The 25,633-nt window shown below is 62.8% G+C and carries 25 protein-coding genes; 8 read left to right on the top strand and 17 right to left on the bottom strand.

Annotated elements, in window-relative coordinates; all coding sequences use genetic code 11:
* Positions 1-18: 18 nt before the first annotated feature.
* From ACR0EF_RS06805 to ACR0EF_RS06775, 7 genes are all read right to left on the bottom strand, one after another.
* Positions 19-666, bottom strand: coding sequence for an SDR family NAD(P)-dependent oxidoreductase (locus tag ACR0EF_RS06805; RefSeq protein WP_170372439.1), 648 nt, complete (start codon positions 664-666; stop codon positions 19-21).
* A 42-nt stretch (positions 667-708) separates the two neighbouring features.
* Positions 709-957 (bottom strand): hypothetical protein, encoded by a 249-nt coding sequence (locus tag ACR0EF_RS06800; RefSeq protein WP_093962257.1) that lies wholly within the window; start codon positions 955-957, stop codon positions 709-711.
* Between the two features lie 184 nt (positions 958-1,141).
* Complete coding sequence (gene purF / locus ACR0EF_RS06795) at positions 1,142-2,602, bottom strand: amidophosphoribosyltransferase (RefSeq protein WP_093962976.1); 1,461 nt, start codon at positions 2,600-2,602, stop codon at positions 1,142-1,144.
* A 497-nt stretch (positions 2,603-3,099) separates the two neighbouring features.
* Positions 3,100-3,669 (bottom strand): CvpA family protein, encoded by a 570-nt coding sequence (locus ACR0EF_RS06790; protein WP_093962256.1) that lies wholly within the window; start codon positions 3,667-3,669, stop codon positions 3,100-3,102.
* A gap of 40 nt (positions 3,670-3,709) precedes the next feature.
* A complete protein-coding gene (radA, locus tag ACR0EF_RS06785) occupies positions 3,710-5,074 on the bottom strand; it encodes a DNA repair protein RadA (protein WP_170372441.1) in 1,365 nt (454 codons plus the stop codon).
* A 133-nt stretch (positions 5,075-5,207) separates the two neighbouring features.
* Positions 5,208-5,990 carry a kinetochore Spc7 family protein gene (locus ACR0EF_RS06780; RefSeq protein ID WP_170372443.1) on the bottom strand — a complete coding sequence of 261 codons (783 nt, stop codon included), beginning with the start codon at positions 5,988-5,990 and terminating at the stop codon, positions 5,208-5,210.
* Between the two features lie 149 nt (positions 5,991-6,139).
* Complete coding sequence (locus tag ACR0EF_RS06775; RefSeq protein WP_170338849.1) at positions 6,140-6,592, bottom strand: paraquat-inducible protein A; 453 nt, start codon at positions 6,590-6,592, stop codon at positions 6,140-6,142.
* 123 nt (positions 6,593-6,715) lie between these two features.
* Here ACR0EF_RS06775 and ACR0EF_RS06770 point away from each other — a divergent pair, with 123 nt between their 5' ends.
* Positions 6,716-7,126: a hypothetical protein gene (locus ACR0EF_RS06770; RefSeq protein WP_141138465.1), complete on the top strand. Its 411-nt coding sequence runs from the start codon at positions 6,716-6,718 to the stop codon at positions 7,124-7,126.
* Here ACR0EF_RS06770 and ACR0EF_RS06765 read toward each other — a convergent pair.
* The 9 genes from ACR0EF_RS06765 to ACR0EF_RS06725 form a co-directional block, all read right to left on the bottom strand.
* Complete coding sequence (locus tag ACR0EF_RS06765) at positions 7,123-7,869, bottom strand: ABC transporter ATP-binding protein (protein WP_170372445.1); 747 nt, start codon at positions 7,867-7,869, stop codon at positions 7,123-7,125. The genes ACR0EF_RS06770 and ACR0EF_RS06765 overlap by 4 nt on opposite strands.
* On the bottom strand, positions 7,866-8,648 hold the full coding sequence (locus ACR0EF_RS06760; protein WP_170338351.1) for an MlaE family ABC transporter permease: 783 nt from the start codon (positions 8,646-8,648) through the stop codon (positions 7,866-7,868). The genes ACR0EF_RS06765 and ACR0EF_RS06760 overlap by 4 nt, the downstream gene beginning before the upstream one ends.
* Complete coding sequence (alr, locus tag ACR0EF_RS06755) at positions 8,645-9,679, bottom strand: alanine racemase (protein WP_170372447.1); 1,035 nt, start codon at positions 9,677-9,679, stop codon at positions 8,645-8,647. Before alr ends, ACR0EF_RS06760 begins: the two co-directional genes overlap by 4 nt.
* A 231-nt stretch (positions 9,680-9,910) precedes the next feature.
* Positions 9,911-11,401: a replicative DNA helicase gene (locus ACR0EF_RS06750; RefSeq protein WP_170338856.1), complete on the bottom strand. Its 1,491-nt coding sequence runs from the start codon at positions 11,399-11,401 to the stop codon at positions 9,911-9,913.
* A 201-nt stretch (positions 11,402-11,602) separates the two neighbouring features.
* Positions 11,603-12,280, bottom strand: coding sequence for an orotate phosphoribosyltransferase (locus ACR0EF_RS06745; RefSeq protein ID WP_170372449.1), 678 nt, complete (start codon positions 12,278-12,280; stop codon positions 11,603-11,605).
* A 146-nt stretch (positions 12,281-12,426) separates the two neighbouring features.
* A complete protein-coding gene (locus tag ACR0EF_RS06740; RefSeq protein WP_170372451.1) occupies positions 12,427-13,608 on the bottom strand; it encodes an ammonium transporter in 1,182 nt (393 codons plus the stop codon).
* Between the two features lie 180 nt (positions 13,609-13,788).
* Positions 13,789-14,265: a CinA family protein gene (locus ACR0EF_RS06735; RefSeq protein ID WP_170372453.1), complete on the bottom strand. Its 477-nt coding sequence runs from the start codon at positions 14,263-14,265 to the stop codon at positions 13,789-13,791.
* Positions 14,262-14,759 (bottom strand): phosphatidylglycerophosphatase A family protein, encoded by a 498-nt coding sequence (locus ACR0EF_RS06730; RefSeq protein WP_093962244.1) that lies wholly within the window; start codon positions 14,757-14,759, stop codon positions 14,262-14,264. The genes ACR0EF_RS06735 and ACR0EF_RS06730 overlap by 4 nt, the downstream gene beginning before the upstream one ends.
* The gene (locus ACR0EF_RS06725) at positions 14,756-15,886 is read right to left on the bottom strand and encodes a bifunctional 2-C-methyl-D-erythritol 4-phosphate cytidylyltransferase/2-C-methyl-D-erythritol 2,4-cyclodiphosphate synthase (RefSeq protein ID WP_170372454.1); all 1,131 of its coding nucleotides are present in this window, start codon (positions 15,884-15,886) and stop codon (positions 14,756-14,758) included. The genes ACR0EF_RS06730 and ACR0EF_RS06725 overlap by 4 nt, the downstream gene beginning before the upstream one ends.
* A 152-nt stretch (positions 15,887-16,038) precedes the next feature.
* Between ACR0EF_RS06725 and dusB the strand changes: the two genes are divergently transcribed.
* From dusB to ACR0EF_RS06690, 7 genes are all read left to right on the top strand, one after another.
* Positions 16,039-17,055 carry a tRNA dihydrouridine synthase DusB gene (gene dusB, locus ACR0EF_RS06720; RefSeq protein WP_170372456.1) on the top strand — a complete coding sequence of 339 codons (1,017 nt, stop codon included), beginning with the start codon at positions 16,039-16,041 and terminating at the stop codon, positions 17,053-17,055.
* The gene (locus tag ACR0EF_RS06715; RefSeq protein ID WP_170370567.1) at positions 17,052-18,131 is read left to right on the top strand and encodes a two-component system sensor histidine kinase NtrB; all 1,080 of its coding nucleotides are present in this window, start codon (positions 17,052-17,054) and stop codon (positions 18,129-18,131) included. Before dusB ends, ACR0EF_RS06715 begins: the two co-directional genes overlap by 4 nt.
* Before the next feature lie 16 nt (positions 18,132-18,147).
* The gene (locus ACR0EF_RS06710) at positions 18,148-19,515 is read left to right on the top strand and encodes a response regulator (protein ID WP_170338872.1); all 1,368 of its coding nucleotides are present in this window, start codon (positions 18,148-18,150) and stop codon (positions 19,513-19,515) included.
* 99 nt (positions 19,516-19,614) lie between these two features.
* The gene (locus ACR0EF_RS06705) at positions 19,615-21,903 is read left to right on the top strand and encodes a sensor histidine kinase NtrY-like (protein WP_170372458.1); all 2,289 of its coding nucleotides are present in this window, start codon (positions 19,615-19,617) and stop codon (positions 21,901-21,903) included.
* A complete protein-coding gene (ntrX, locus tag ACR0EF_RS06700) occupies positions 21,900-23,309 on the top strand; it encodes a nitrogen assimilation response regulator NtrX (protein ID WP_170338876.1) in 1,410 nt (469 codons plus the stop codon). Before ACR0EF_RS06705 ends, ntrX begins: the two co-directional genes overlap by 4 nt.
* Positions 23,310-23,342: 33 nt before the next feature.
* On the top strand, positions 23,343-23,915 hold the full coding sequence (locus ACR0EF_RS06695; RefSeq protein WP_254433953.1) for a helix-turn-helix domain-containing protein: 573 nt from the start codon (positions 23,343-23,345) through the stop codon (positions 23,913-23,915).
* Between the two features lie 43 nt (positions 23,916-23,958).
* Positions 23,959-25,140 (top strand): MFS transporter, encoded by a 1,182-nt coding sequence (locus tag ACR0EF_RS06690; RefSeq protein ID WP_170370565.1) that lies wholly within the window; start codon positions 23,959-23,961, stop codon positions 25,138-25,140.
* Between the two features lie 10 nt (positions 25,141-25,150).
* Here the strand turns inward: ACR0EF_RS06690 and ACR0EF_RS06685 are convergent, their stop codons facing one another.
* The gene (locus ACR0EF_RS06685; protein ID WP_170372460.1) at positions 25,151-25,630 is read right to left on the bottom strand and encodes a hypothetical protein; all 480 of its coding nucleotides are present in this window, start codon (positions 25,628-25,630) and stop codon (positions 25,151-25,153) included.
* Positions 25,631-25,633: the final 3 nt, after the last annotated feature.

The following is a 25,633-nucleotide window of genomic DNA, read 5'->3' as shown; positions in this document are numbered from 1 at the left end:
CGATCTGACCGAAAGGTCTCAGCCCAGCATGGACAGCAGGCGCGCGGCCTCGTCTGAGGGGCTGGCCAGCTTCGACCGGTCCTCGCCCGGAAAGAAACGCGCGCGCAGGGCGGTGGCCATGGGCTCGGGCTGCAACACATAAACCTTCGGCCCGGTGCGCACGGTTTCGGCGGCCCAGCTGCGCGCCATGGCGATCTGCGCGGCCTTGGTTGCACCATAGGTGGCGCAGAACTTCTCGCCCGCGCGGAGGTCGTCAAAGAACACGGCCTGTCCAGCCTCACCCAGCAAGGGCGCGACATAGGGGATCAGCACCGAAGTTGCCGAGGCGTTCACGTCCACGGACTTTTGCCAATCCTTGGGGTCGATGAAATTTGCGGGCGTCAGCGGTGCGGTGTGGATGGCCGTATGCAGCCACAGGTCCAGATTGCCCCAGCGGTCATGGATGCCGCGGCACAGCGTGGCCATAGCGTTGGGGTCGGCGATGTCCATCGGCGCCAGGGTGGCCGCGCCCCCTTTGGCCTTGATACGGTCATCCAGGTCTTCCAGCCCGCCGGTGGTGCGGGCAACGGCGACGATGTGATATTCGGGCGCCAGGGCCTCGGCCAGAGCGGCACCCAGGCCGCGCGACGCGCCGGTAACAAGTGCGATTTTGGTCTGATCGGTCATGCGCGGGGTTTGAACCCAAGCGCGCAGCCCGTCAAGCCCGGATCAGCTTCCGGGGATGGCGATGCGCTGGGTCCGGCCGCTTTGTCGCAGCATGATGCCGTCTTTGTCGATGGCTACGATCGTGCCCGAACCAAAACGGCTGCCGGTCTTGACCTCTTTCACCCGTCCAGACGATGAGCGCATCAGGGCGCGCATGTCGTTCTGCGGGCCAAAGACGCCCAAGACGGTCGTACCATTCTTGCTGAGCGCGCCCTTTTGGGTGGCCGCGCTGTCGACTCTGGGATTTGCCATGTAAACTGGCCGGCCCGGTGGCCCGGCCTCCGTGTGATTGCGTGAGTGAGCAGCCGGTTGGCTACCAGAGCCCAAGCGGAAGGAAAAGCCGGTGCAGCAGGTTTCGGCCATGTTTCGCCACGCCGATCCGGCCCATGAAAAAAGGGGCCCTGCGGCCCCTTTGAGAAGTCTCTGAATTTCGGCCTTATTCGGCCGCCGGTTGCATCTTGAACCCTTGTTCAACCATGTCCGCCGGAGTGACGGGATACTCGCCCGAGAAGCATGCATCGCAGTATTGCGGGCAGTCCTTGCTGCGGCCCTGCGATTCGCCGACCGCCCGGTACAGCCCGTCCAGCGAGATGAACTTGAGGCTGTCGACCGCCAGATGCTTGGTCATTTCTTCCTCGGTCATGGTGGCGGCCAGCAGCTTTTCGCGCTGTGGCGTGTCCACGCCGTAGAAACAAGGCCAGGCCGTGGGCGGCGAGGCGATGCGGAAATGCACCTCTTTCGCGCCGGCATCCAGGATCATTTCCTTGATCTTGCGGCTGGTCGTGCCGCGCACGACCGAGTCGTCGACCAGTATCACCCGCTTGCCCTCGATCAGGGCGCGGTTCACGTTCAGCTTGAGCCGCACGCCCATGTTGCGGATCTGTTCGGTGGGTTCGATGAAGGTGCGGCCCATGTATTGGTTGCGGATGATCCCCATCGCATAGGGGATGCCCGACTCCAGCGAGTAGCCAATGGCCGCGGGCGTGCCGCTGTCGGGCACGGGGCAGACCAGATCCGCCTCGACGGGGCTTTCCTTGGCCAGCTCGCGCCCGATGGCTTCGCGTGTCTCATAGACCGAGCGTCCACCCAGAATCGAGTCTGGGCGCGAGAAGTAGACATGCTCGAAGATACAGAACTTGCTGGGTTGCCGGCGGAACGGGAAGTGGCTCTCAACACCGTTTTGGGCATTGATCACAACCATTTCACCGGGCTCGATCTCGCGCAGGAATTCGGCACCGATGATGTCCAGGGCACAAGTCTCCGAGGCCAGGCACCAGCCATCGCCGATTTTGCCCAATACCAGCGGGCGCACACCCAGAGGATCGCGGACGCCGATCAGCTTCGTCCGGGTCATGGCGACCACCGAGAAGGCGCCCTCGACCCGGCGCAGTGCGTCTTCCATCCGTTCCGGGATGTTGCGCTGTAGCGAGCGCGCCATCAGGTGGATGATGCATTCGCTGTCGGACGAGCTTTGGAAGATCGAGCCGCGCTCGATCAGCTCGCGCCGCAGGGCATTGGCGTTCGTGATGTTGCCATTGTGCGCAATCGCGGCGCCGCCCATCGAAAACTCGCCGAAGAACGGCTGTACGTCACGGATGGCGGTCTGGCCCTTGGACCCGGCCGTGGAATAGCGCACATGGCCGATCCCGATCGGTCCGGGCAGGCTTTCCATCACGTCGGACGAAGTGAAATTGTCGCGCACATAGCCAAATCGACGGGCCGAGTTGAAACCGAGCTCAGGATCATGGGTGACGATCCCGCCGGCTTCCTGCCCGCGGTGCTGCAGGGCATGCAGACCAAGAGCAACGAAATTGGCGGCATCCTTGACGCCGACGACCCCGAAAATCCCGCATTCCTCGCGGAGCTTGTCATCATCGAACGGGTGGGCGGGGGGCATCTGCGGGCTATGCAAGACAGGCAGCTCCGATTCCATGGCGAGTTGGCCCTCACATAATGCCTAATGCCCCCCATGTCACCAAAGGATCATAATTCGTTTTGCCGCAGGCCGGGTTTCTGGTTTGATGGGGCCGCGAACATGAGTGTTTCCCGTGTTTTGAACGCGCTGCGTGGCATGACGCCGGCAGCATTTGACCGAGGACAAAACAGGTATGTGGCAGGGACGACCGAGCCAGAAAAAGGACGAGCACGTCAAACGCCGGTGCCATCGGTGCCGTGGAATGGGACGTGCACCTTGCCAGATATGCAATGGCAAGGGCGAAGTCCTGAAGGGTCGAGATCACTTGGGCAAGCCCCAGTTCAGCCGGTGCGACGGATGCTTTGGCCTGAAAACCAACCGCTGCTCGGTTTGTGGGGGCGAAGGGTTCGTCTGACCCTCTGACAAAAGAAAAGCCCGGCTGGCCGCCGGGCTGCTTCGTTTTGCTTGGCTGGTAGCTGTTACTGCCCCTGAGAATCCGCTGTGCAGGATGCAACAAGCTCTTCGTACTGGGTGGTCACCCAACCCAGGGCGGCCTCGGGGTTCTGCTCTTCGATCCTGTCGCTGAACTGCTCGAATACCTTGGCCGAGCGGCTTTCGTCGACGATCGTGTAGGACTGGCCGGTCATCACGGTGTCGTAGACAAAGAAGGCGATGGCAACCAGCAGAATGCCGCGGGCGATGCCGAAGAAGAACCCCAGCGCCTGATCCAGCCCACCCAGCGCCGAGCGCTGTACCAGGGACGAGAACAACGGGGTGAATATGCTGACCACGATCAGCGCAATGGCAAACACTGCGGCAAAGCCCGTAATCACCGACAATTCGCAGCTGTCACGCAAGAAGTCTCCAACCACCGGGATTTCCTTGACCAGCGGCACGGCTTGCGGTGCAAAGATGAAGGCCAGAACTGCGGCGGCGACCCAACCTGCAATGGCCATGACCTCGCGCATGAAGCCGCGCGAATAGGCCAGAATCCCCGACAGCACGATGATCAGGGCAACGAGCCCGTCAATTATTGTAAAACCTTCCATGGCCCTCGCCTGTTCTTTTTCTGCCCCTCGAGGCGCGACTTTAACCTGCTCCGAAGGTTTCGCCAACAAACCCGACCAAATCAGAGGGTCGGGTGAGTGTCAGACCTGCCACAGTACCGGTTTTGCCGCCTGCCGGAGCAATTGCTGCTGTGAAACCAAGTTTTTGCGCTTCTTTCAACCTGTTTTCGGTCTGCGGCGCTGGTCTAAGTGCCCCGGATAGCGAGATTTCTCCGAAAACCACGGTGTCGGCGGGCAGGGCGGTGTCCTCGCGCGCGCTCAGCAGGGCGGCGGCCACGGCAAGGTCGGCCGCGGGCTCGCTGATCTTCAGCCCCCCGGCCACGTTCAGATAGACGTCGAGCCCGGCAAAGGGGATGCCGCAGCGCGCTTCGAGCACGGCGAGGATCATCGCCAGCCGTCCGCTGTCCCAGCCGACGACCGTGCGGCGGGGCTGTGAATGGGGCGAGGGTGCGACCAGCGCCTGCAGTTCGACCAGAACCGGCCGGGTGCCCTCGATGCCTGCGAAAACGGCCGAGCCGGGGGTGGGTGTGCCGCGTTCCGACAGAAACAGGGCCGAGGGGTTGGTGACCTGTGCCAGACCCTTGCCCGTCATCTCGAACACGCCGATCTCGTCGGCGGGGCCAAAGCGGTTCTTGACCGCGCGCAGGATGCGGAACTGGTGGCCGCGCTCGCCCTCGAAATAGAGGACGGTATCGACCATGTGTTCGACCACGCGGGGGCCGGCGATCTGGCCTTCTTTGGTGACATGGCCGACCATTATGATGGACACGCCGTGGCGCTTGGCAAAGCTGGTCAGCTCGTGCGCGGCGGCGCGGACCTGACTGACTGATCCCGGTGCGCTGTCGACATTGTCCGCCCACATGGTCTGGATCGAGTCGATGATGGCAAGGCCCGGTTTCTCGGCCTCGAGCGTGGTGAGAATGTCGCGCAGGTTGGTCTCGGCCGCCAGTTGCACCGGCGCGTCCTCGAGCCCCAGGCGGCGCGCGCGCATGCGAACCTGGGCGCTGGCTTCCTCGCCCGAGACATAGATGGTTTTCAGGCCCGACCGGGCAAACCGCGCGGCGGCCTGCAACAGCAGGGTGGATTTGCCGATGCCCGGATCGCCGCCCACCAGCAGGGCCGAGGCCGGGACCAGCCCGCCGCCCAGGACACGGTCCAGTTCCTCGACGCCGCAGACTGTGCGGGGCGGCGGGGCCTCCTCGGTGGAGAGGTCAGTCAGGGTGACGGCCTGGCCGCGTTTGCCGCCCAGCGATTTCCTGGCCGGGCCTGCCGACAACGGGGCCTCTTGAACTATGGTGTTCCACTCGCCACAGCCGTCGCAGCGGCCGGACCAGCGGGAATGCGAGGCGCCACAGGCCGAGCAGGTGAAAGTCGTCGTCTTTGCCATGGCGCAATTCGTGCCCGAGCTTGCGCGGTTCTTCAAGCCCTTCCGGTGTTCAATCCGGACTGACGGGCCGCGGCGTCAGGCCCGGGCGGGCCATCCTTCGCGGCGGGTGCTGGCGCACCTGGTGAGTGAGTGGCTATTCGGCGGCGCGGGGCGGGGGCATGGCGATGACACTCGACGCGGTCGGGTCGCTGTCGTCCGGCGGTGTCTGCAACTGGGCGGAAAGCTCGGGCAAGAGCTCGAACAATTCTTCGCGCAGACGGGCCAGTTGCGCCTTGGCGATGGACTCCTCGATCTCGATGTCGCGGGTCCATTGGCGCAATTCATGCTGTATGGTCTGGGCGTCTTCGATCCGTTGCTGGAACAGTTCGACCTCTTCCTGCCGCTGTTGCAGGAACGCCCGCGCTCGGGCGACTTTGGCCGCGCCGTAGGTCTCGGCCAGTTCGTGGCTGACCTGGCTCATCTGCGCGGCCAGTTCAAGGATCTCGGGCTCCAGCGATTGCAGGTCGGGGTGATCGCGCAGGAAGGCCATGCGCTCCTTGACCGCGTCAAATTCCGAGGCCAGCGCGAACACGCCGCTGCGGTCGGCCGCATGTGCGATCTGGTAGGCATCGACCACGTCCTGCATCTGCAGCGAGAACTTCCGATGTGCGTTTTCCAACGCCATCATGCGCGCGCTGGAGGGCAGATAGAAGGCGAGCATCAAAACCAGAGCGGTCAGGCCGATCTGGATGTAGACGCCGGCGTTCGGAATGTCCTGACCGCCCAATCCAGCCTGCATCGTCAGCCAGGGCCAGACATTCACGGCGGCAAGCAGGGTGGCGGATACGGCAAACAGTGCGGCGGCGCAGATCAGGAAAAAAGTCAGTCGCAGGAATACGTTCTGGAAATGAATTGAAATCGAATGGAGGGCGGCCATGGCAGTCCTACTCCTTTGGAAACCGGCAAAACCGGGCCCGGGCGGAGTATCCATCAAACGTGCAAGACGGTCCGCGTCGGACCCTGAAACAAAAATGACTTGGCTGCTCGAATACTGGCCATCATAGCCAGAAATGCGTTTTCAATCAATCAGGTCCGGAGGTTTCGTGAACCAAGTTTCACTTCGGTAACGTATCCCAGCGCGATCGAGGCAAGGATGCAGCCGGTGAACAGGTACAGGCCCCACGCCGTTTCGATCGTTGCGTATGAGATGCCCTTGGCCAACGTGATGTAGAGCGCGATGAGGAAGATATCGGCCATGGCGAGCTTGCCCATGATGTTCAGCGCGGGTTGGACACGCGGGTCCAGCAGGTCCCATTGGACCAGCGCGGTGCCGATGGTTTTGATGTACGGGGCGAACAGGGCAAAGACGGTGACGACCAGCGCGAGGAAGATGTCGGATTTCCACAAGGACTGGAGGCCGGTGATGACGCTGATCTCGCTGAGGCCGAAGATCGGCAGCAGGCCCGCGCGCATCAGCGGGGCGAACCACGCGATGGGGTAGAGGATCAGCAGCGAGAGGGTGGCGAGGCGGAGGGTCATAAACAATCCAAAGCAAAACAACTGAATATCTAATAGGCACCGAAATAAGCTGCAACTTTCTCGTTGTATGTATCTAAACACCAGTTTAGCCAATCAAAGCTCTCTTTTTTCTCTTGAGTTGAAATGCCTATTCCAGTCATCAAAATCGTGAGCGGACCTTCCACGCTCGGTAAAGGAACGTCTGATGCGGTTACGGCAGGTTTGGGCACTTTGCTGTCGGCTGGTAGTGCTGCGGCAGACAGATTGCCTTTCGATCGCGAGCAGCTTTTTGGAGTTCTGCACTTCCGTCTGTATGAAACAGAACAGGCGAGAAAAAGAGCCCGTTGGTTCGGTGGCAGAATCTACAACACGTTTTCTGGCGCGGACCCCGACTATGTTCCGGTGTCGGGAACACACCTGATGCAAATGCTGGACGCTATCCGCATTCAGGCACCTGACTTTGTTGTTGCCAGCGGTCAATACCTTTTGCGATACGACTATGCAAAACGCGCCTATGACCAGATCAAACACGAGCGCGCGGCAGAGGCCGTTTAACGCACCGCCTCAATCGGCCCTTCCGCACTCCCACTGATGAACTGTTCGACATAAGGATCGCCGGAGGAATCCATCTGGCTGACCGGTCCGGTCCACTGGATCACCCCGTCATGCAGCATCGCCACGTTGTCGGCAATCGCGCGGACGGAGCTCATGTCGTGCGTGATGGTCATTGCGGTGGCGCCCATTTCGGTCACGATCTCGCGGATCAGGTCGTTGATGACGCCCGACATGATCGGGTCCAGCCCCGTGGTTGGTTCGTCGAAAAAGATGATCTCGGGGTCGGCGGCGATGGCGCGGGCCAGACCTACGCGTTTCTGCATACCGCCTGACAGTTCGGAGGGATACAGATCGGCCACCTTGGCGCGCAGGCCCACGCGGCGCAGCTTGTCGATGGCGATCTCGCGGGCCTCGTGTGCCGGGCGCTTGAGCGAGCCGCGTAGCAGACGGAAGGCCACGTTCTGCCAGACGGGCAGGGAATCGAACAGAGCGCCGCCCTGGAACAGCATTCCGAACCGGGCCAGAAAGGCGTCTCGGTCACCGGCCTGGGCGTCCTGCCCATCGACAAAAATCTTGCCGCTGTCGGGTTTGATCAGGCCAAGGATGCATTTCAGCGCCACGGATTTTCCGGTGCCCGAACCACCGATGATCACCATGGACGTGCCTTTGGCAATCTCGAGGTTCATGCCCCTGAGAACATGGTTGTCGCCGAAGGCCTTGTGTACGTTCTCCATTCGGATCATAGCGAGAAGAACACCCCCGTGAGAACGAAGTTGGCGGCAAGGATCAGGACTGCGGCGGCCTCGACCGAGCCCTTGGTTGCGCGGCCCACGCCTTGCGCGCCGCGTCCCGAATGCATGCCGAAATAGCAGCCCATGATGGCCGCGATCATGCCGAACGCCGCCCCTTTGACCAGCGAGGACAGGATGTCGAGCGGCTCGAGGAAATCGACCGTGTTTTTCAGATAGGCCGCCGGGTTGAAGCCGAGGTTCTGCGTCGCCACGGCATAGCCGCCTGCAATGCCGATGATGTCGCCCACGGCAACCAGAACAGGCACGGTGATCAATGCGGCCAGAACGCGTGGGGCCGCCAGGTATTTCATCGGGTGGGTCGACAGGGTAACCAGGGCGTCGATCTGCTCGGTCACCTTCATTGTGGCGATCTCGGCGGCGATCGACGAGGTGACGCGCGCCGCAATCATCAGGCCGACCATGACAGGGCCCAATTCGCGGACCATGCCGATGGCGACGATCTGGGGCACCACGGCCTCGGCGTTGAAACGCGCGCCGCCGGCGTAGATCTGAAGCGCCAGCGCGCCGCCGGTGAAAATGGTCGTCAGGCCTACGACCGGCAGCGACAGCCAGCCGATGTTCAGCAGGGCCATGCCCAGTTCACGCGGGTAGAACGGCGGCCGAAAGATGTGTGACAGAGCATCCAATGCAAACAGCGCCACGCGGCCGAACGCCGCCAGCAGGTTCAGGACCGCGCGGCCCAGTTCGCCAAGCCATGCGAGTGGATTCATTCGACATAGCCCCGCGAATAGCGGCTGCCGAGTGAGGTCAGGATCTCGTACCCGATGGTGCCCGCGGCCTCGGCCAGGTCGTCCACCGTCTGATGGCCGTTCAGAATGCGCAGACGTTCGGGTGTGTGCGGCAGGTCTGTCACGTCGACGGTGATCAGATCCATCGAGATGCGTCCGACGACGGGGCACGGCAGGTCGCCGGCAAACGTGTCGATGCCGCCACCGATGGCGCGGTGCAGCCCGTCGGCATAGCCCGCTGCCACGGTTGCGATACGCGAGGGGCGTCGGGCCTTCCACGTGTTGCCGTAGCCGACGGTTTCTCCGACTGCCAGATCGCGCACCTGTATCACCGGCAGATCGACGGTGACCACAGGTTTGGCGCCCGCAAAAGGCAAGCCGCCATACAGGCCGATGCCGGGGCGACAGAAATCAAAGTGGAATTCGGGCCCCAGCAGCAGGCCACCGGTGGCCGCCAACGAACGCGGAGCCGACACGCCGTCAGTCATCTCGCGGAAGGTTTTCAGCTGTTGCCGGTTCATGGGATGGTCCGGTTCGTCCGAACAGGCCAGGTGCGACATGACCACGACAGGGTTCAGCGCCTCGGCCCGGCTGCGCAGAGCGGCCCAGTCGGAAGGCTCCAGCCCGAGGCGGTTCATGCCACTGTCCAACTGTATCCCGAACGGATGGACCGGCAGCGCCTGCAGGTGGCGTTGGAATTGCTCGGGCGAGTTGATCAGTGGCACAAGGTCGTGATCGCGCAACAGGTCGGCGTCGCCCTCCATATGGCCTGAAAAGACGCAGATCAGCGGGCCGGGGCCAATCGCTTGACGGACGGCGGCACCCTCCTCGGCAACGGCGACAAAGAACTTGCGGACGCCTTCTTCGGCCAGCGTGTTGGCCACAGGTCCGGCGCCCAGACCATAGGCGTCGGCTTTGACCACGGCGCCGGTCTCGACATCGGTTTTTGCGTCCAGCGCCCGCCAGTTACTGGCCAGCGCATGAAGGTTGATCGTCAAACGTGCAGTACTCATGACCCGTTCATGACATTGCGCCGCACGAGGTCAAGGGGGAATGCGCTGCAAACGCGCGTAAAGTCCTTGCCATGGGCGGCTTGTAGCCGGGATGCGCAGGTCCGGACGGGCTTGAAAGCGGGCAAGACAACCCGCCAGCATTGTCCGCCTATCCGGGTCAAAACCTTTGGCTGATCCAGATCGTTCATCCGTCGCATTGGGCCGCGGGATATGGATTCGGTTCTGATGAGCTTAGTAGCCCTCGATCTGGCCACCCTGTTGCCAGGGTTTTACAAGGTTGCCAAAGCGGGTGAACTGCGCCTCGAAGGACAGCTCGACCGTGCCGATGGGGCCGTGGCGCTGCTTGCCGACGATGACCTCGGCCTTGCCGTGCAGACGCTCCATCGCCTGCTTCCACTCTTCCATCTTCTCCAACTCGTGATCGCCGGGCTTTTCGCGCTCTTTGTAGTATTCTTCGCGGAACACGAACATCACCACGTCGGCGTCCTGCTCGATCGAGCCGGATTCGCGTAGGTCGGACAGCTGCGGGCGCTTGTCGTCGCGGTTCTCGACCTGACGGGACAACTGCGACAGGGCGATTACGGGAATATTCAGCTCTTTCGCGATAGCCTTCATGCCCATCGAGATCTCGGCGATCTCGTTCACGCGGTTGTCGGACATGCCACGGCACAGCTGCAGATAGTCGATGACCAGCAGGTCCAGCCCATGCGTCCGCTTGAGCCGCCGCGCCCGGGCCGCCAACTGAGAGATCGGCAGGGCCGGCGTGTCGTCGATGTAAAGCGGACAGGCTTCCAGCGCCTTGGCCGCATCGACGAAACGGCGGAACTCGTCCTCGGTCATGTCGCCTTGGCGGATCTTGTGGCTGGAGATCTCGGACGCCTCGGCCAGAACCCGTCCGGCCAGCTGCTCAGCGCTCATTTCCAGCGAGAAGAATCCGACGACGCCGCCGTCCACCGCACCCTCGGTGCCATCGGCGCGCTGACCCCGCTTATAGGCCTTGGCCACGTTGAACGCGATGTTGGTCGCCAGCGAGGTCTTACCCATCGACGGACGCCCGGCAAGGATGATCAGGTCCGACGGGTGCAACCCGCCCAGCTGTTTGTCCAGGTCGACCAGCCCGGTCGAAATCCCGGCCATGCCGCCGCCGCGCTGATAGGCCTCGTTGGTGACATTCACCGCCTCGGTCACGGCCTTGAGGAAGGATTTGAACCCCTGTTCGGTCTGGCCCTGTTCGGACAGCTTGTAGAGCTTTTGCTCGGCCTCGACGATCTGTTCCTTGGGCTCACTGGCCACTTCGACCCGCGCGGCCTTGTCCGAGATGTCGCGGCCAAGCCGGATCAGTTCGCGCCGGATCGCCAGATCATAGATCATCTGGGCATAGTCATGCACGGCGAAGGCGCTGATCGAGGCGCCGGCCAGCTTGACCAGATAGGCCGGGCCGCCGAGTTCCTTCAAACCCTCGTCCTCGGCCATGAAGGATTTCAGCGTCACCGGCGATGCCAGCGCGTTCTTGGCGATGCGCGCGGCGGCGACCTCATAGATGCGGGCATGGACCGGGTCATAGAAATGCTCGGGCCCGATGATCGAGGCGACCCGGTCATACAGGTCGTTGTTGGTCAGGATCGCGCCCAGAAGCTGCTGTTCGGCCTCGATGGAATGCGGCATGGTCTCGGCGTTCTGAATCTGCGCCGCTGCCTGCTCGATACTGCTGATCTCGTTCATTGCTGCTCTCGCTGTCCCCATGGGACAAAGGTCATATCGCGGCCCCGTGAGTCGGGGCAAATTGTATGTTTTCTGGGGATATGCTGTGCATATCTTCCGCTCCTGCATCTTGCCGCAGGGATCGGTCATTCGTCAACATCTTGTGGATAGGTAGCAAGGCTGACGGCCAGTGTTTCCTGGCCGGCAACAATGGCTTGACAGTCAGCTCTTGTTGGCGTCCTGCCAGCCGCGCGGGTCGTTCAGGAAGGCCTCGACCCCGTCCAGCGTTTCGGCGTCTAACGTGCCCTGTGCCTTGGCCTCGGCCAGAACGTCCCACCAGGTGCACAGGTGGTGCAGTTGCACACCGTGATCGCCTAGCGTCTTTTCGGTTTCGGGGAAGATGCCATAATAGAAGATCACCGCCGTATGCCCACAGGTGGCGCCGGTTTCGCGGATTGCGTCCACGAAGGACAGTTTTGAGCCGCCGTCGGTGGTCAGGTCCTCGACCAGCAGCACGCGCTGGCCTTCGGTCATGGCCCCTTCGATCCGGGCGTTGCGGCCATAGCCCTTGGGCTTCTTACGCACATAGGTCATCGGCAGGGCCATGCGCTCGGCCACCATGGCGGCAAAGGGAATGCCCGCGGTTTCACCGCCGGCGATGTTGTCGAAGGCTTCGAACCCGGCATTCCGCATGACGGTGACCGTCAGGAAATCCATCAGGGTCGACCGGATGCGCGGGTACGAGATCAGCTTGCGGCAGTCGATATACGTGGGGCTGGGCAGGCCACTGGCCAGCGTGAACGGCTCGCGCGCGTTGAAATGCACCGCCTTGATCTCCAGCAGCATCCGCGCGGTCAGGCGGGCGATTTCCGTGCTGTCGGGAAAGGAACTGGGGATCATGGCGGGACCTCGGTGCTGAAATGACGTTGCGGGCTGATAGCCTGCCGACCGGCCCGATGTCGAGAGGGGTTGGCCCAAAAGAAAAGCGGACCTCGCAAGAGGTCCGCTTGATGCCCGGATGGGCAGTCGAGCCAGCCAAGGTGGGCTTAGCTGCTCATGTCATAGGCCCGTTCGCCGTGGACCGACAGGTCGAGCCCGTTCGTCTCGGTCTCGGCATCTACGCGAAGCGGGGTGACAAGCGCAACCACCTTGATCAGCACAAATGTGACAACTGACGTAAAGACACCCACGATCACCAGCCCGCCCAGCTGCGCGGTCCAGGCGCCCAGGCCGAAGACGGCGATCATGATGGTGCCGAAAATGCCGCCCACACCGTGCACGGCGAACACGTCCAGCGTATCGTCGATGTTCAGCACATTGCGGACCACGTTCACCGCCTCCTGGCACAGGATGCCGGCGACCGCGCCGATGATCAGTGCCTGAACCGGATCGACATAGCCCGAGGCCGGAGTGATCGAGGCCAGACCCGCGATGGTTCCGGTGACCAGACCGACCAGCGATGCCTTGCCGTACTTGATCCGCTCCCACAGCGCCCAGCTGAGCGATGCGGTGGCGGCCGAGATATGCGTGACCGTCAGCGCCATGGCCGCGCCGCCATCCGCGGCCAGCTGCGAGCCGCCGTTGAAGCCGAACCAGCCGACCCACAGCATCGCGGCCCCGATCATGACGTATCCGGGGTTGTGCGGCGGGGTGGTGCGGTTCTTGCGCGGCCCCAGAACCCACGCGATGATCAGAGCGGCCAGACCGGCGGTTTCGTGCACCACGATGCCACCGGCAAAGTCTCGGACGCCGATTTCACCCAGAATGCCGCCATCGGTCAGGATGCCACCGCCCCAGATCCAATGCACCACCGGCGCGTAGCACAGCAGCATCCAAAGGCCCGAGAAGACCAGCACGAAGCCAAAGCCCACACGTTCCACATAGGCGCCGACGATCAGGGCCGGGGTGATGATGGCAAAGGTCATCTGGAAGGCAAAGAACAGCACCTCGGGCAGGGTGCCCGACAGGCTGTCGGCATCGACGCCGTTCAGAAACGCCTTGCCCAGCCCGCCCCACAGGCCTGAACCCCCGTCACCGAAGGCGATCGAATACCCGGCGACCAGCCACAGGATGCTCATCAGGCAGGCGATCGCGAAGCAGTGCATGAAAACGCTCAGCACGTTGCGGGCGCGCACCAGCCCGCCATAGAACAGGGCCAGGCCCGGCAATGTCATGAACAGGACCAGCGCCGTTGCGACGATGATCCAGGCGGTATCGGCTCCGTTCATTGGGCCGTTCTCCTCTTTCCTGAAGCTGCGCCAAGGGGCGCGGTATGAGTGACGTGCCGTGGGTTCAATCGAACGGCAGCCGAGGAAAAAAGAGGCAGGGTGCGAAAAAGGTGCCTGTTTTGGCGCCCTTTTTCCAAGTGGTGACAAAAAGTGCGCCCTATCCGGGCAAGTGCCAAAAATTTAGGCGAGTTCGGAAAGGCCGTTTTCCAGCAGTTTCAGCGCATGATCCCTCGCCGCGCGTCGGACATTGGCGCGGCCCGCGGCGCCGAACTCGACGGTTTCGGTAAGGGTAGGGCGGCCTTTGACCGCAAGGCCGAAACAGACCCGGCCCTCGGGCTTGAACTCGGACCCGCCGGGCCCCGCGATGCCGGTGATCGAGACAGCAAGCTGCGCCTGAGAATGCGCCAGCGCACCCTCGGCCATCTCGCGGGCGACCTCTTCAGAGACGGCCCCATGGGCCGCCAGGGTCCCGGCGCGCACGCCCAGCATGTCCTGCTTGGCGGCGTTGGAATAGGTGACGAAGCCTCGGTCAACCACGGCGGAACTGCCGGGAATGTCGGTCATCGCGGCGGCGACCATGCCGCCCGTGCAACTTTCGGCGGTGGCGATCATGACGTTCAGCGCCTTGGCGCGGTCGAGCAGTTCGGCGACGGTCATAGGCCCAGTACTCCATGTGCGATCCCGGCCAGGATCAGAACGCCCACGGCCGCGAACACGCCCGCAATCACGTCGTCCAGCATCACGCCCAATGGGTCGCCGCGACGGTCGGCCCAGCCGATGGGGCCGGGTTTGGTGATGTCGAACAAGCGGAACAGCAAAAACGCGGCGACCCAGCCCGGCCACAGGGCGGTGACCGCGATGTCATGCGCCCAGGCCGGATAGGACACGGCCCAGATGGCGATGAACTGGCCCGCGACCTCGTCGATGACGATCTCCGAAGGGTCGTGATCGTCCTGCCCGGCGGTGATGACGCCCGTGGCCCAGGTGCCGGCCGCAAAGACGGCGACGGTTGCGACGGCCAGCAGCGGGAAGCCGCCCAGCACGTGCAGCGCCAAGGCCAGCGGCAGTGCGGCCAGCGAGCCCCAAGTACCGGGGGCAGGGCGCAGGTACCCGACCCCGCCCACGGTTCCGATCAGGCGCGCCAGGGTCATGTCTTCACCAGACAGGCGGTCGCGAGGGCGGCGATGCCTTCCTTGCGGCCGGTAAAGCCCAGACGCTCGGACGTGGTGGCCTTGATTGACACGCGGTCGGCGTCCAGCCCCATGATTTCGCTCATTTTCTGCCGCATCGCCGCAGCGTGCGGGCCGATCTTGGGGTATTCGCAGACCAGCGTGCAGTCGACGTTCGAGATGCGAAAGCCCATGCGCGCGGCCAGATCCACCGCATGGCGCAGAAAGATCTCGCTGGCGGCGCCCTTCCATTGCGGGTCGGACGGGGGAAAGTGCTGGCCGATATCGCCCTGCGCCAACGCGCCATAGATCGCGTCGGTGACGGCGTGCATGCCCACATCCGCGTCGGAATGGCCCTGCAGCCCCCGATCATGCGGGACCTCGACGCCGCACAGGATCACGTGATCGCCCGGCCCGAACCGGTGCACGTCATATCCGTTGCCCAGCCTTACATCCATGTCTGACCTCAATATCCTTTCGGCCCGGGCAAAATCCTCGGGCCGTGTGATTTTCAGATTGTCCGCGTCGCCCGGCACGATGGCCACGTTGATCCCGGCGGCGCGGGCAACCTCGACATCATCGGCGGCCCCACCGGGATACACCGCATGCGCGGCGACGATGGCGTCATAGCGGAACCCCTGCGGCGTCTGCGCGGCAAACAGGCCCGCGCGATCTCGGGTGCCGGTAACTTGGTCGTCGGCCCCGGTCCACAGCGCATCGGTGACCGGCAGCCCCGGCGCCGCAGCGGCGTGGGTGTCGAGGGCCGCCAGCACGTCACCAATGACCCGCGCGCTGACACAGGGCCGGGCGACGTCATGGATCAGAACCTTGCTGACGCCGCGATCGGCCAGCGCCTGCAGCCCGTTGCGCACGGACTCGGCGCGGTCGGCGCCGCCGGGCGCAAGAATCAGGCCGCTGTCGGCGAATTCCGTCCAGGCCTCGGGGTCATCGGCGGACAGGACCAGCACGACCAGCGGCACCTGCGCCTTGATCCGTTCGATCGTCCAGTCGGCCACACGCCGCCCGGACAAGGGGCGCCACTGTTTGGGCTGGCCCCCTCCGGCGCGCAGGCCGCGCCCGGCGGCGACGATGATGGCGGCGGTAGTCATGTTTGAATTTCCTACCTTCGTTTGGCTTCCGTGTTTAGGCGGCGGTGAAAGCAGAGGCAATCACTCGCGGCAAGCTGATTAAAAATTAGGCATATGATGATTTTGCGGGCTTGCTGGTCGTGGATTTGTTGTTCATATGCCCCGGATTCGATATGAAAACCGCAAATGCTCAAGGATTAGGCACGTTGACGCTGCGCATTGCCGAGAAAACTTTGACCCCGCCAGTTCTGCTGGCGCCGATGGCCGGAATCACCGACCGGCCGTTTCGTGACCTCGTCCTGCGGTTTGGCGCCGGGATGGTGGTCAGCGAGATGGTCGCCAGCCAAGAGATGGTGCAGGCCAAGCCCGGCGTGCGCGAACGGGCCGAACTGTCAGCGGATGTGGAAAACACCGCCGTACAACTGGCTGGGCGCGACGCCTATTGGATGGCCGAGGCCGCGCGGCAGGTCGCCGACCGGGGCGCGCGGGTGATCGACATCAACATGGGCTGCCCGGCCAAGAAGGTGACGAACGGCTATTCCGGCTCGGCTCTGCTGAAGACGCCCGACCATGCCCTCACCCTGATCGAGGCGGTCGTGGGCGCGGTGGAGGTGCCGGTGACGCTCAAGACCCGACTGGGCTGGGACGACACGCTGCTGAACGCGCCGGACGTGGCGCGGCGGGCGCAGGAGGCCGGCGTTCAGATGGTGACGATCCACGGGCGCACGCGCTGTCAGTTCTACAAGGGCGAGGCGGATTGGGCCGCGATCCGGGCGGTCAAAGAGGCCGTCAGCATTCCGGTCGTGGCCAATGGCGACATCACCAGCCCCGAGCGTGCGCAGACAGCGCTAGGGCAGTCGGGCGCGGATGGCGTCATGGTGGGCCGTGGCGCGCAGGGCAAACCTTGGCTGCTGGCGCAGATCGCGCACGCGCTGTGGGAAACGCCGGCGCCAGAGGTTCCCGAGGGCGACGATCTGGCCGATATGGTGCGGGCGCATTATGAAGCGATGCTGGGGTTTTATGGCGCCGATCTGGGCCTGCGTGTCGCGCGCAAGCATCTGGGCTGGTACATGGACGAGGCCAGAACGCCGGCGTCCCTGCGCCGCGCGGTCCTGACCTCGCGCGATCCGGCCGAGGTTCTGCGGCTGATCGGCGACGCGTTGACGGAAAATGCCGAGGTGGCGGCATGATTTCGGATCAGGTCGTCTGGGCTTCGCTGCCGGTTCCCGCCTTCATCATCGACCCCGAGGATCGCATCGCGGATGTCAATTCCTCGGGTGAGGGGTTCCTGAACGCTTCGCGCAAATCGGTGGTCGGGCATCCGGTCTGGGACCAGATCGCCGTGGACGCGCCGCTGGAAGAGGCGTTCACGCGCGCCCGCGCGCAGGGCACGCCGTTGTTCGTGAATGACGTGGATGTGGGTTCGGGCAATCGCGCGCCGCTGCAATGCGCGCTGCAGATCGCGCCTCTGCTGGGGCATCCGGGGTCGATGATCATGATCGTCTCGCCGCGCGAACTGGCCACCCGCATGACCCGCGGCAACACGGTCAAATCGGCGGCGCAGTCGGCGATCGGCATGGCCGAGATGCTGGCGCATGAAATCAAGAACCCGCTGGCCGGGATCACCGGTGCTGCACAGTTGCTGAGCATGAATATCGGCCCGCAAGATCTTGAGTTGACAGACCTTATCGTGGCCGAGAGTCGCCGGATCGTGAAGCTGCTTGAGCAGGTCGAGCAGTTCGGAAACCTCTCGCGGCCCGAGTTCAAGCCGGTCAACATCCACGATGTATTGGACCGCGCGCGCCGCTCGGCGCTGCTGGGCTTTGGCGCGGACATGACCATCATCGAGGACTACGACCCCTCGCTGCCTCTGGCCTATGGTGACCCGGATCAGCTGTTGCAGGTGGTTCTGAACCTGCTCAAGAACGCGTCCGAGGCCGCCGGCCCCGAGGGCGGAACGATCCGCCTGCACACCTATTTTGAACATTCCTTCCGTCTGCGGCGCAGTGATGGTTCGGGCCACTCGCTGCCGCTGCAGATCGAGATCATCGATGATGGCCCGGGTCTGCCCGAGGACATCCGTGGCGATATTTTCGACCCGTTCGTTTCCGGCAAGGAAAACGGCACCGGTCTTGGCTTGGCGCTGGTCAGCAAGATCGTGTCCGACCACGACGGTTGGATCACGGCCGAGTCGGTGCCGGGGCGGACAGTCTTCCGGCTGTCGCTGCGCCGCGCGCCACGCGACGCAGGGCAGGACAAAGAATAATCAAGGAGAACACCAGATGGATGGCACGGTACTGGTTGCAGATGATGACAGAACGATCCGGACGGTTCTGACCCAGGCTCTAACGCGGGCGGGCTGCAAGGTGCATGCGACCTCGTCCCTGACGACGCTGATGCGCTGGGTCGGCGAGGGCAAGGGCGACGTGGTGATTTCGGACGTGGTCATGCCCGATGGCAACGGGTTGGAAATGCTGCCCAAAATCGCGCAGGACCGGCCGGGCCTGCCGGTGATCGTGATCTCGGCCCAGAACACGATCATGACGGCGATCCAGGCGGCCGAGGCGGATGCCTATGACTATCTGCCCAAGCCGTTCGACCTGCCGGATCTGATGAAGCGCACCGCCCGGGCTCTGGACCGCAAGCAACGTGTTCAGATCGAACCCGCGGACACATCCGAAGACCGCCCCGACGAGCTGCCATTGGTCGGCCGGACCCCGGTGATGCAAGCCCTGTACAGATTGGTCGCCCGGGTCATGAACACCGATCTTTCGGTAATGATTTCAGGTGAAAGTGGAACGGGCAAGTCTCTGATTGCGCGGGCAATTCACGATTTCTCAGACCGGCGGACACTGCCCTTTGTGACTGCTACTGCAGCAGACCTGCGCGACCTGGAGGGTCCGGCCCGGGTCATGGCACGGGTGCGCGGCGGTACGTTGCTGATCGACGAAATTGCAGACCTGGACGATGAAATCCAGGCTCGGATCGTGCGGATGATGGACACGCCCGGCGACCACGTTCCGCGCTTCATGGCGACCAGCCAGTCGGACTTGACCGAGGCGATGGAAAGCGGGCGGGTGCGGCAGGACCTTTACTACCGCCTCTGCGGTGCCACCATCCATGTGCCAGCCCTACGCGAGCGGGTCGACGACATCCTGTTGCTGGCCGAGCATTTTCTGGCCCGCGAAGAACGCGAAAACGGCACAAAGCGGCGGTTGGGCCCTGACGCGATCGAACTTGTGCGCCGGTATTCCTGGCCCGGCAACGTGCGGCAACTGGAAAACGCTATCCGGCGGCTGAGCCTGACCAGCCGATCCGACGAAATCACCAAGTCCGAGGTCGAGGCCGTCTTGGGCAGTCAGCCCGAGGCCGAACCACTGCTGAGCGGGAGCGAACGAGAGAAGCTGTCTTCGTCGGTTGCGCGGCATCTGCGGCGCTACTTTGACCTTCATGGAAACATGCTGCCGCCACCGGGTCTGTACCAGCGCATTCTGCGCGAGGTCGAGGCTCCGCTGATCGAAATCGCGCTGGATGCGACCGGAGGAAATCAGGCAAAATGTGCCGATTTGCTGGGGATAAATCGGAATACGCTGCGCAAAAAAATCACTGATCTCGATATTCAGGTGACACGTCGGCGCAAACTGATGTAATCTCGCCACACAAACCGTGGCATCCGGGCACAGCCCCGGAAAAGACCACGACATATGGCGGTACGCCGCGAAAGCGGCACATCAGGATGAGGGCAGACGGTGGTATCCCGGGCACAGAAACGGCCGGCATTATCCCTGAATCGGTGGCGTAAGTCCCGGAAACTGCGCAATTTCGGCACCTTGGGGCTGGTTGTGTTGGGGCCGGTCCTGACCCTTGCGACCTACCTTGTAATCGGGCCGTTTGACCTGGGTGCGAATGCCCCCACGCTTCGGCTGATTCTGCTGGCAGACCTTGTCTACATTCTGGTCGTGGCGGCCCTGGTTCTGGGGCAGTTGGGCAATCTTATTGCGGCGCGCCGGGCCAAATCGGCGGGCTCTCGCCTACACCTGAGGCTGATAGGTGCGTTCACGCTGTTGGCGCTGGTGCCCACGGTGACGGTTGCGATTTTTGCCGGTCTGACCGTGAATATCGGGCTTGAGGGATGGTTCTCGGACCGGGTCAGGCAGGTGGTCGGATCTTCGCTGACGGCCGCCGAGGCCTATGAACAAGAGCACGAACAGGGTCTGACGCAGGATGCCACGGTTCTTGCGCGGTTTCTTGACAATGCACGCAAGCTGGACTTCTACATCTCGGATGCCGAGCTGCGCGAGGTGCTGGCCCAGGGGCAGGCACAGATTCAGCGCGGACTGCGCGAAGCCTACGTGATTGACGGCAGTGGTGAAATCCGGGCCCGCGGAGACAGGTCTTATCTGTTCAACTACGAACCGCCGACACCCGAGCAGTTGGAGCAGGCCCGAGAAGAGGGTCTGTTGATCATCGCGGACTGGCCCAACAACGAATTTCGCGCTCTGGTGCCGCTGCGCGCCTATCTGGACCGATACCTGTATGTCAGTCGCGCCGTAGATGGCCAGTTGTTGACCCTTTTGGATGACACCAAGGAAACCGCGCAGTTCTATCAACAGTTGGAAAACGAACGGGGCAGGGTGCTGTTCGAGTTCGGGCTGCTGTATCTGGGGTTTGCGGTAATCCTCATCTTGGCGGCCGTTTCGCTGGGTATGTGGTTCGCCGAGCGGCTCTCGCGCCCGGTTGGTCGTCTGACCACCGCCGCGCAGCGGGTCGGGGCCGGTGATCTGGACGTGCAGGTCATCGAGGAGGCCAGCGACGACGAAATCGCCATGCTGGGGCGCTATTTCAACCAGATGACCCGGCAATTGAAGGCGCAGCGGGGTACGCTGCTTGAAAACACCCGCCAGATCGAAAGCCGCCGCCGACTGTTCGACTCGGTGCTCAGCTCGGTGACTTCTGGCGTTGTCGGGGTGGATCCGGATGGTCAGGTGACATTCGTCAACCGATCGGCCGAGCGCTTGCTGGACTGGAAGGGCCATGAGCAACAATTGGCAATCGGCATCGCCGTGCCCGAGTTCCTGCCTTTGTTCGAAGCGCTGAAAGAAGGCAACCAGGAAGCAATTCAGGACGAAATCAAGGTCACCCGCAAGGGACAGCTGGAAAACCTGCTGGTCCGGATGGCAACCCGGCGCGGCGAGGACGGCAGGCTGGAAGGTTACGTGGTCGCCTTTGACGACGTGACCGATCTGGTCAGCGCCCAGCGTATGGCGGCCTGGGGTGATGTGGCCCGCCGCATCGCGCATGAGATCAAGAACCCGCTGACCCCCATTCAGCTGAGCGCCGAACGCATCCGGCGGAAGTTCGCGCGGAAACTGGATGAAGAGGACAGCGCCAGCCTTGAATCCATGACCGACGTGATCGTTCGCCAGACCAGCGATCTGCGCCGGATCGTCGACGAATTCTCGAAGTTTGCCCGAATGCCCGAGCCCGACCGGCACGAGGAAGATATCGCGGGCCTGGTGCGCGAGGCGGTTCTGCTGCAGCAGGCCGGTCAGCCAGACGTTCAGATCGACGCGGAGATCCCGGACCAGCCAGTATTGGCCGATGTGGACGCGACGATGCTGAACCAGGCGCTCACAAATCTGATCAAGAACGCCGGCGAAGCCATCGAAACCCTGAAAAAGAAGGGTCCGCCCGACAACCTCAGCCCGCAGATAAAGGTGCGCCTGTCCACGGATGACGACGGAACACTGATTACCATCGCGGACAACGGCATCGGGCTGCCCGAAGACCGGGCGCGGCTGTTCGAGCCCTATGTGACGACGCGCGACGAAGGGACTGGCCTGGGCCTGCCCATCGTCAAGAAAATTATTGAAGAACACGGCGGTACGCTGACCCTTGAGGACGCGCCCGTGTTCGACGGACAGGACCATTTTGGCGCAATGGCCGTGATCCGGTTGCCGAAGGCCAACACGGCCCCGGTCGCAGCGCCGCAAAAGCAGGCAATTAAATCCAAGACACTGAAAGCAGGCCAAAGATGAGCGACATTCTGATCGTAGATGACGAGCGCGATATTCGCGAACTGGTGTCCGACATTCTGGAGGACGAAGGATATTCCACCCGGCTGGCCGGCAACTCGGACGAGTGCATGGCCGCGATCAACGCAGAACCACCCGGGTTGTTGATCCTGGACATCTGGCTCAAGGACAGCCGCATGGATGGGATCGACATTCTGAAGGCGGTCAAACGCGACAATCCGGATGTTCCGGTGGTGATCATATCGGGGCACGGGAATATCGAAATCGCCGTCGCGGCGATCAAGCAGGGGGCATATGATTTTATCGAAAAGCCCTTCAATATCGACCAGTTGATGGTGGTGATCCGCCGCGCGATGGAAACGTCGCGCCTTCGTCGCGAGAATGCCTCGCTCAAGCGCAAGGAAGTCAGCAATTCCGACATGATCGGCAAGTCGGCTGCGTTCCGCGCGATGCTGAGCCAGTTGGACAAGGTGACCAAATCCAACGGTCGGGTCATGCTGCGTGGTCCCGCCGGATCGGGCAAGGAAATCGCCGCGCGCTACATCCATGCGCATTCGAACCGGGCGAACGCGCCCTTTGTCACGGTCAACTGCGCCGGCGTCGAACCCGAGCGCATGGAAGAAGTTCTGTTCGGCCGTGAATCCGCCGAACGCGGCGTTGAATCCGGTCTGCTCGAACAGGCCCATGGCGGTGTGGTCTATTTCGACGAGGTCGCCGACATGCCGTTGGGCACGCAGTCCAAGATCTTGCGCGTTCTCGTCGATCAGCAGTTTCAGAGGGTGGGTGGCTCGGACAACGTTCGGGTCGATCTGCGCGTGATCTCTTCCACCAACCGCGACCTTGAAACCGAGATTGCCGCGGACCGGTTCCGCGAAGAGCTGTATCACCGCCTCAACGTCGTCCCGATCGCGGTGCCGTCTTTGGAAGAACGGCGCGAGGATATTCCTGTCCTCGCCAAGCATTTCATCGAGATGTGCAACGAAACCCAGGGCCTCCCCGTGCGCGAGTTGTCTGAAGAGGCCGTGGCTCTGCTGCAGACCATGAGTTGGCCTGGCAACGTGCGCCAGTTGAAGAACTTGGTCGAGCGGGTTTTGATCCTTGGTGATGGCACCGGACCGATCGAAGCGCGGGAATTACCGAATGAAGAGGAAAAGGCCGACGATTCCGGCCGGGTCGTGCTGTCGGGCGCTTTGGCAACGCTGCCACTGCGCGAGGCACGAGAGGCGTTCGAGCGTGAGTATCTGCTGACCCAGATCAATCGCTTTGGCGGCAATATCAGCCGCACGGCCAGTTTCGTTGGAATGGAACGCAGCGCCTTGCACCGCAAGCTGAAATCGCTGGGTGTAGTCACGTCGAACAAGTCGGGCGCGCGGGTGGCGCAACTAGACGAGCCTGAACCGGCGGAATAGGGGCCGAGGCAGGTCAACGGGAGGCGCCCGGCCATGACGCTATCGATGATCCAGCAGGGATTTCCCGCCTTTGGTCGTCGTCTCAAACGGCTTCGGCGGGCCACCGGAATGAAGCAGTCGGCGCTTGCACATGTGATGCGGGTCGATCAGGCCACGGTGTCGCGCTGGGAAAACGGGGTCCAGAGCCCAAGCCCCGAACAACAGGCCGCGGTTTTCACGGCGCTTTCGGATCACCGCGCCGACGATGCAGCACTGAAGCGGCTTGTCGGCAGTTCGCAAGCCTGTCTGCATCTGGTGGACGAAGCGAGCCATGTTTGTCTGGCCTATTCACCCAGCCGCGCACGGGATTGGTCAACCAGCCAGCACTCGTTGTTGGGGGTATCGCTGTGGCAGTTTGCGACCGACGAGATCCGCCAGGCCGAAATGGAGCTGACGGACGAGGGTTGGTGGGACCTGCAGGTGCCAAATCCCAAAGCATTCATTACTTCTCAGGCCGTGCACGACCAGATCACCATCAGCGCAGGCCAAATCGTATGGGAGCGGCTGTATCTGGCCGATGGAACTCCAGTGCGCCTTGTCAGCGGCACGCGCGTACGCGCCGCATAATATATGCGTTCACCTCGCCGGAGGCCGAGGGTAGAACGCGGGTGTGAATCAATCTTTTCGCATATTCCTGCAGGTGATCCTGTTATGGGTGGCCGGACTGGGCGCGGCCACGCAGTTCGCCAAGATCGCCGTTGCCTTCGACGCGGTCGGTGCATTGTACCCAGGCTATGGGGATTCGATCGGCTGGTTGTTGTCGATCATCAGTTTGATGGGCGCCGTGCTGGGAGCCATGTCAGGCGCCATTACCGCGCAGTTCGGACCGGTCCGCCTGCTGGTGTTCGGTTTGCTGCTGGGCGGCGTTGTATCGGTGTTCCAGTCCACCATGCCCGGTTTTCAAGTGATGCTGGCCAGCCGGATCATCGAAGGCGTTTCGCATCTGGCGATCGTGGTTGCCGCTCCGACGCTGATCGCACAGATCACACGCGGATCTGCGCGCAATGCCGCCATGGTGTTGTGGAGTTCTTTCTTTGGAGTTGCCTTTGCGCTGAACGCTTGGTTCGGTCTGCCGATGATCCGGCGTTTTGGATTGGCGGACTACTTCATGGGCCACGGTTGCCTGATGGCGCTGATTGCAGGACTGGTCGCCCTGTTTCCGCCAAAGATTCCGCCCATCGCGACGGAACGGCAGGGGTGGGGGCTGGGGTCCATCCTGAAGACGCATCTTGAAACCTACCGCTCGCCCCGCATGGCAGCACCGGCGATCGGATGGTTCTTCTACACTCTGACCTTCGTGTCGTTGCTGGCGATCCTGCCCGGCCGTATGCCCGAAGATCAGTCGGTTCTTGTAGCCAGTCTGATGCCGCTGGCAGGTATCGTGCTGTCGTGGATCGCGGTACCCGTGCTCTTGACGTTCCTGACCGCGGTCACGGTTGTAAATCTTGGTTTTGCGGCCGGGATGGCTGCCCTTGCCCTGCTGTTTTTCGGAGCGCCTCTGCCCGTTGTCGGCATTGCGCTGTTTGCGGTGTTGGGCCTGGTGCAGGGCGGTAGTTTCGCGGCGGTTCCTCAACTGAATGGCTCTGCCCGGGATCAGGCGCTGAGCTATGGGGCGATGGCGCAGATGGGAAATGCGGGCAACCTGCTGGGCACACCTGTTCTGCTAGCAATCCTTTGGCGCGCTGGAGAAGGCTCGATGTTCGTGGCTGTACTTGTATTCTATGCAGCCGCCATCGCAGCACATCTGTTCCTATCACTCCGCCGGCGATCGTCACCCGACGATTTGGGCTGAGGTCAGTCGGTCAGCCCGGCAACCCCGGCGTGATGATCTGGAACGACCCGTCGTCGAATTTGACGAAGCAGGACGCCGCGCCCAATGGCGGCAGGACGGTTGTTCGGGTCGGCGGAACGCCCGATTTGACCGATTGTTTGCAGGGCGGCAGGCTGATGGGGCGGTATCCCTTCTTGGCCATGCACTGCGCCTCGACCGTGTTTCGCAGCCCCTGATTTACATCTACGGTGTAAACGCGGCCCGGCTCCCACCATCCTCCGGTGCGGTAGCATCGCCCGCGCCCGTCGCAATACGTGCGGCCCGGCCAATAGGTGGGCGGGCTTTGGCGCACCTGGTTTGCAACCGGTGCATCCTTCAGCGCCTGCACTTGGCATTCGGTCGTTTCGGCCTGCATCCGCGAGACGCTTTCGCCTTCACGATAATACATAGACAACGGCCCGCATCCGGCCAGCAGGGCAAGGGGAACAAGCAATCGAAGTACTGTTTTCATTCG

This window comes from Ruegeria sp. CG8 (assembly GCF_056537165.1).
This window is presented reverse-complemented; position numbering and strand designations above follow the sequence as displayed.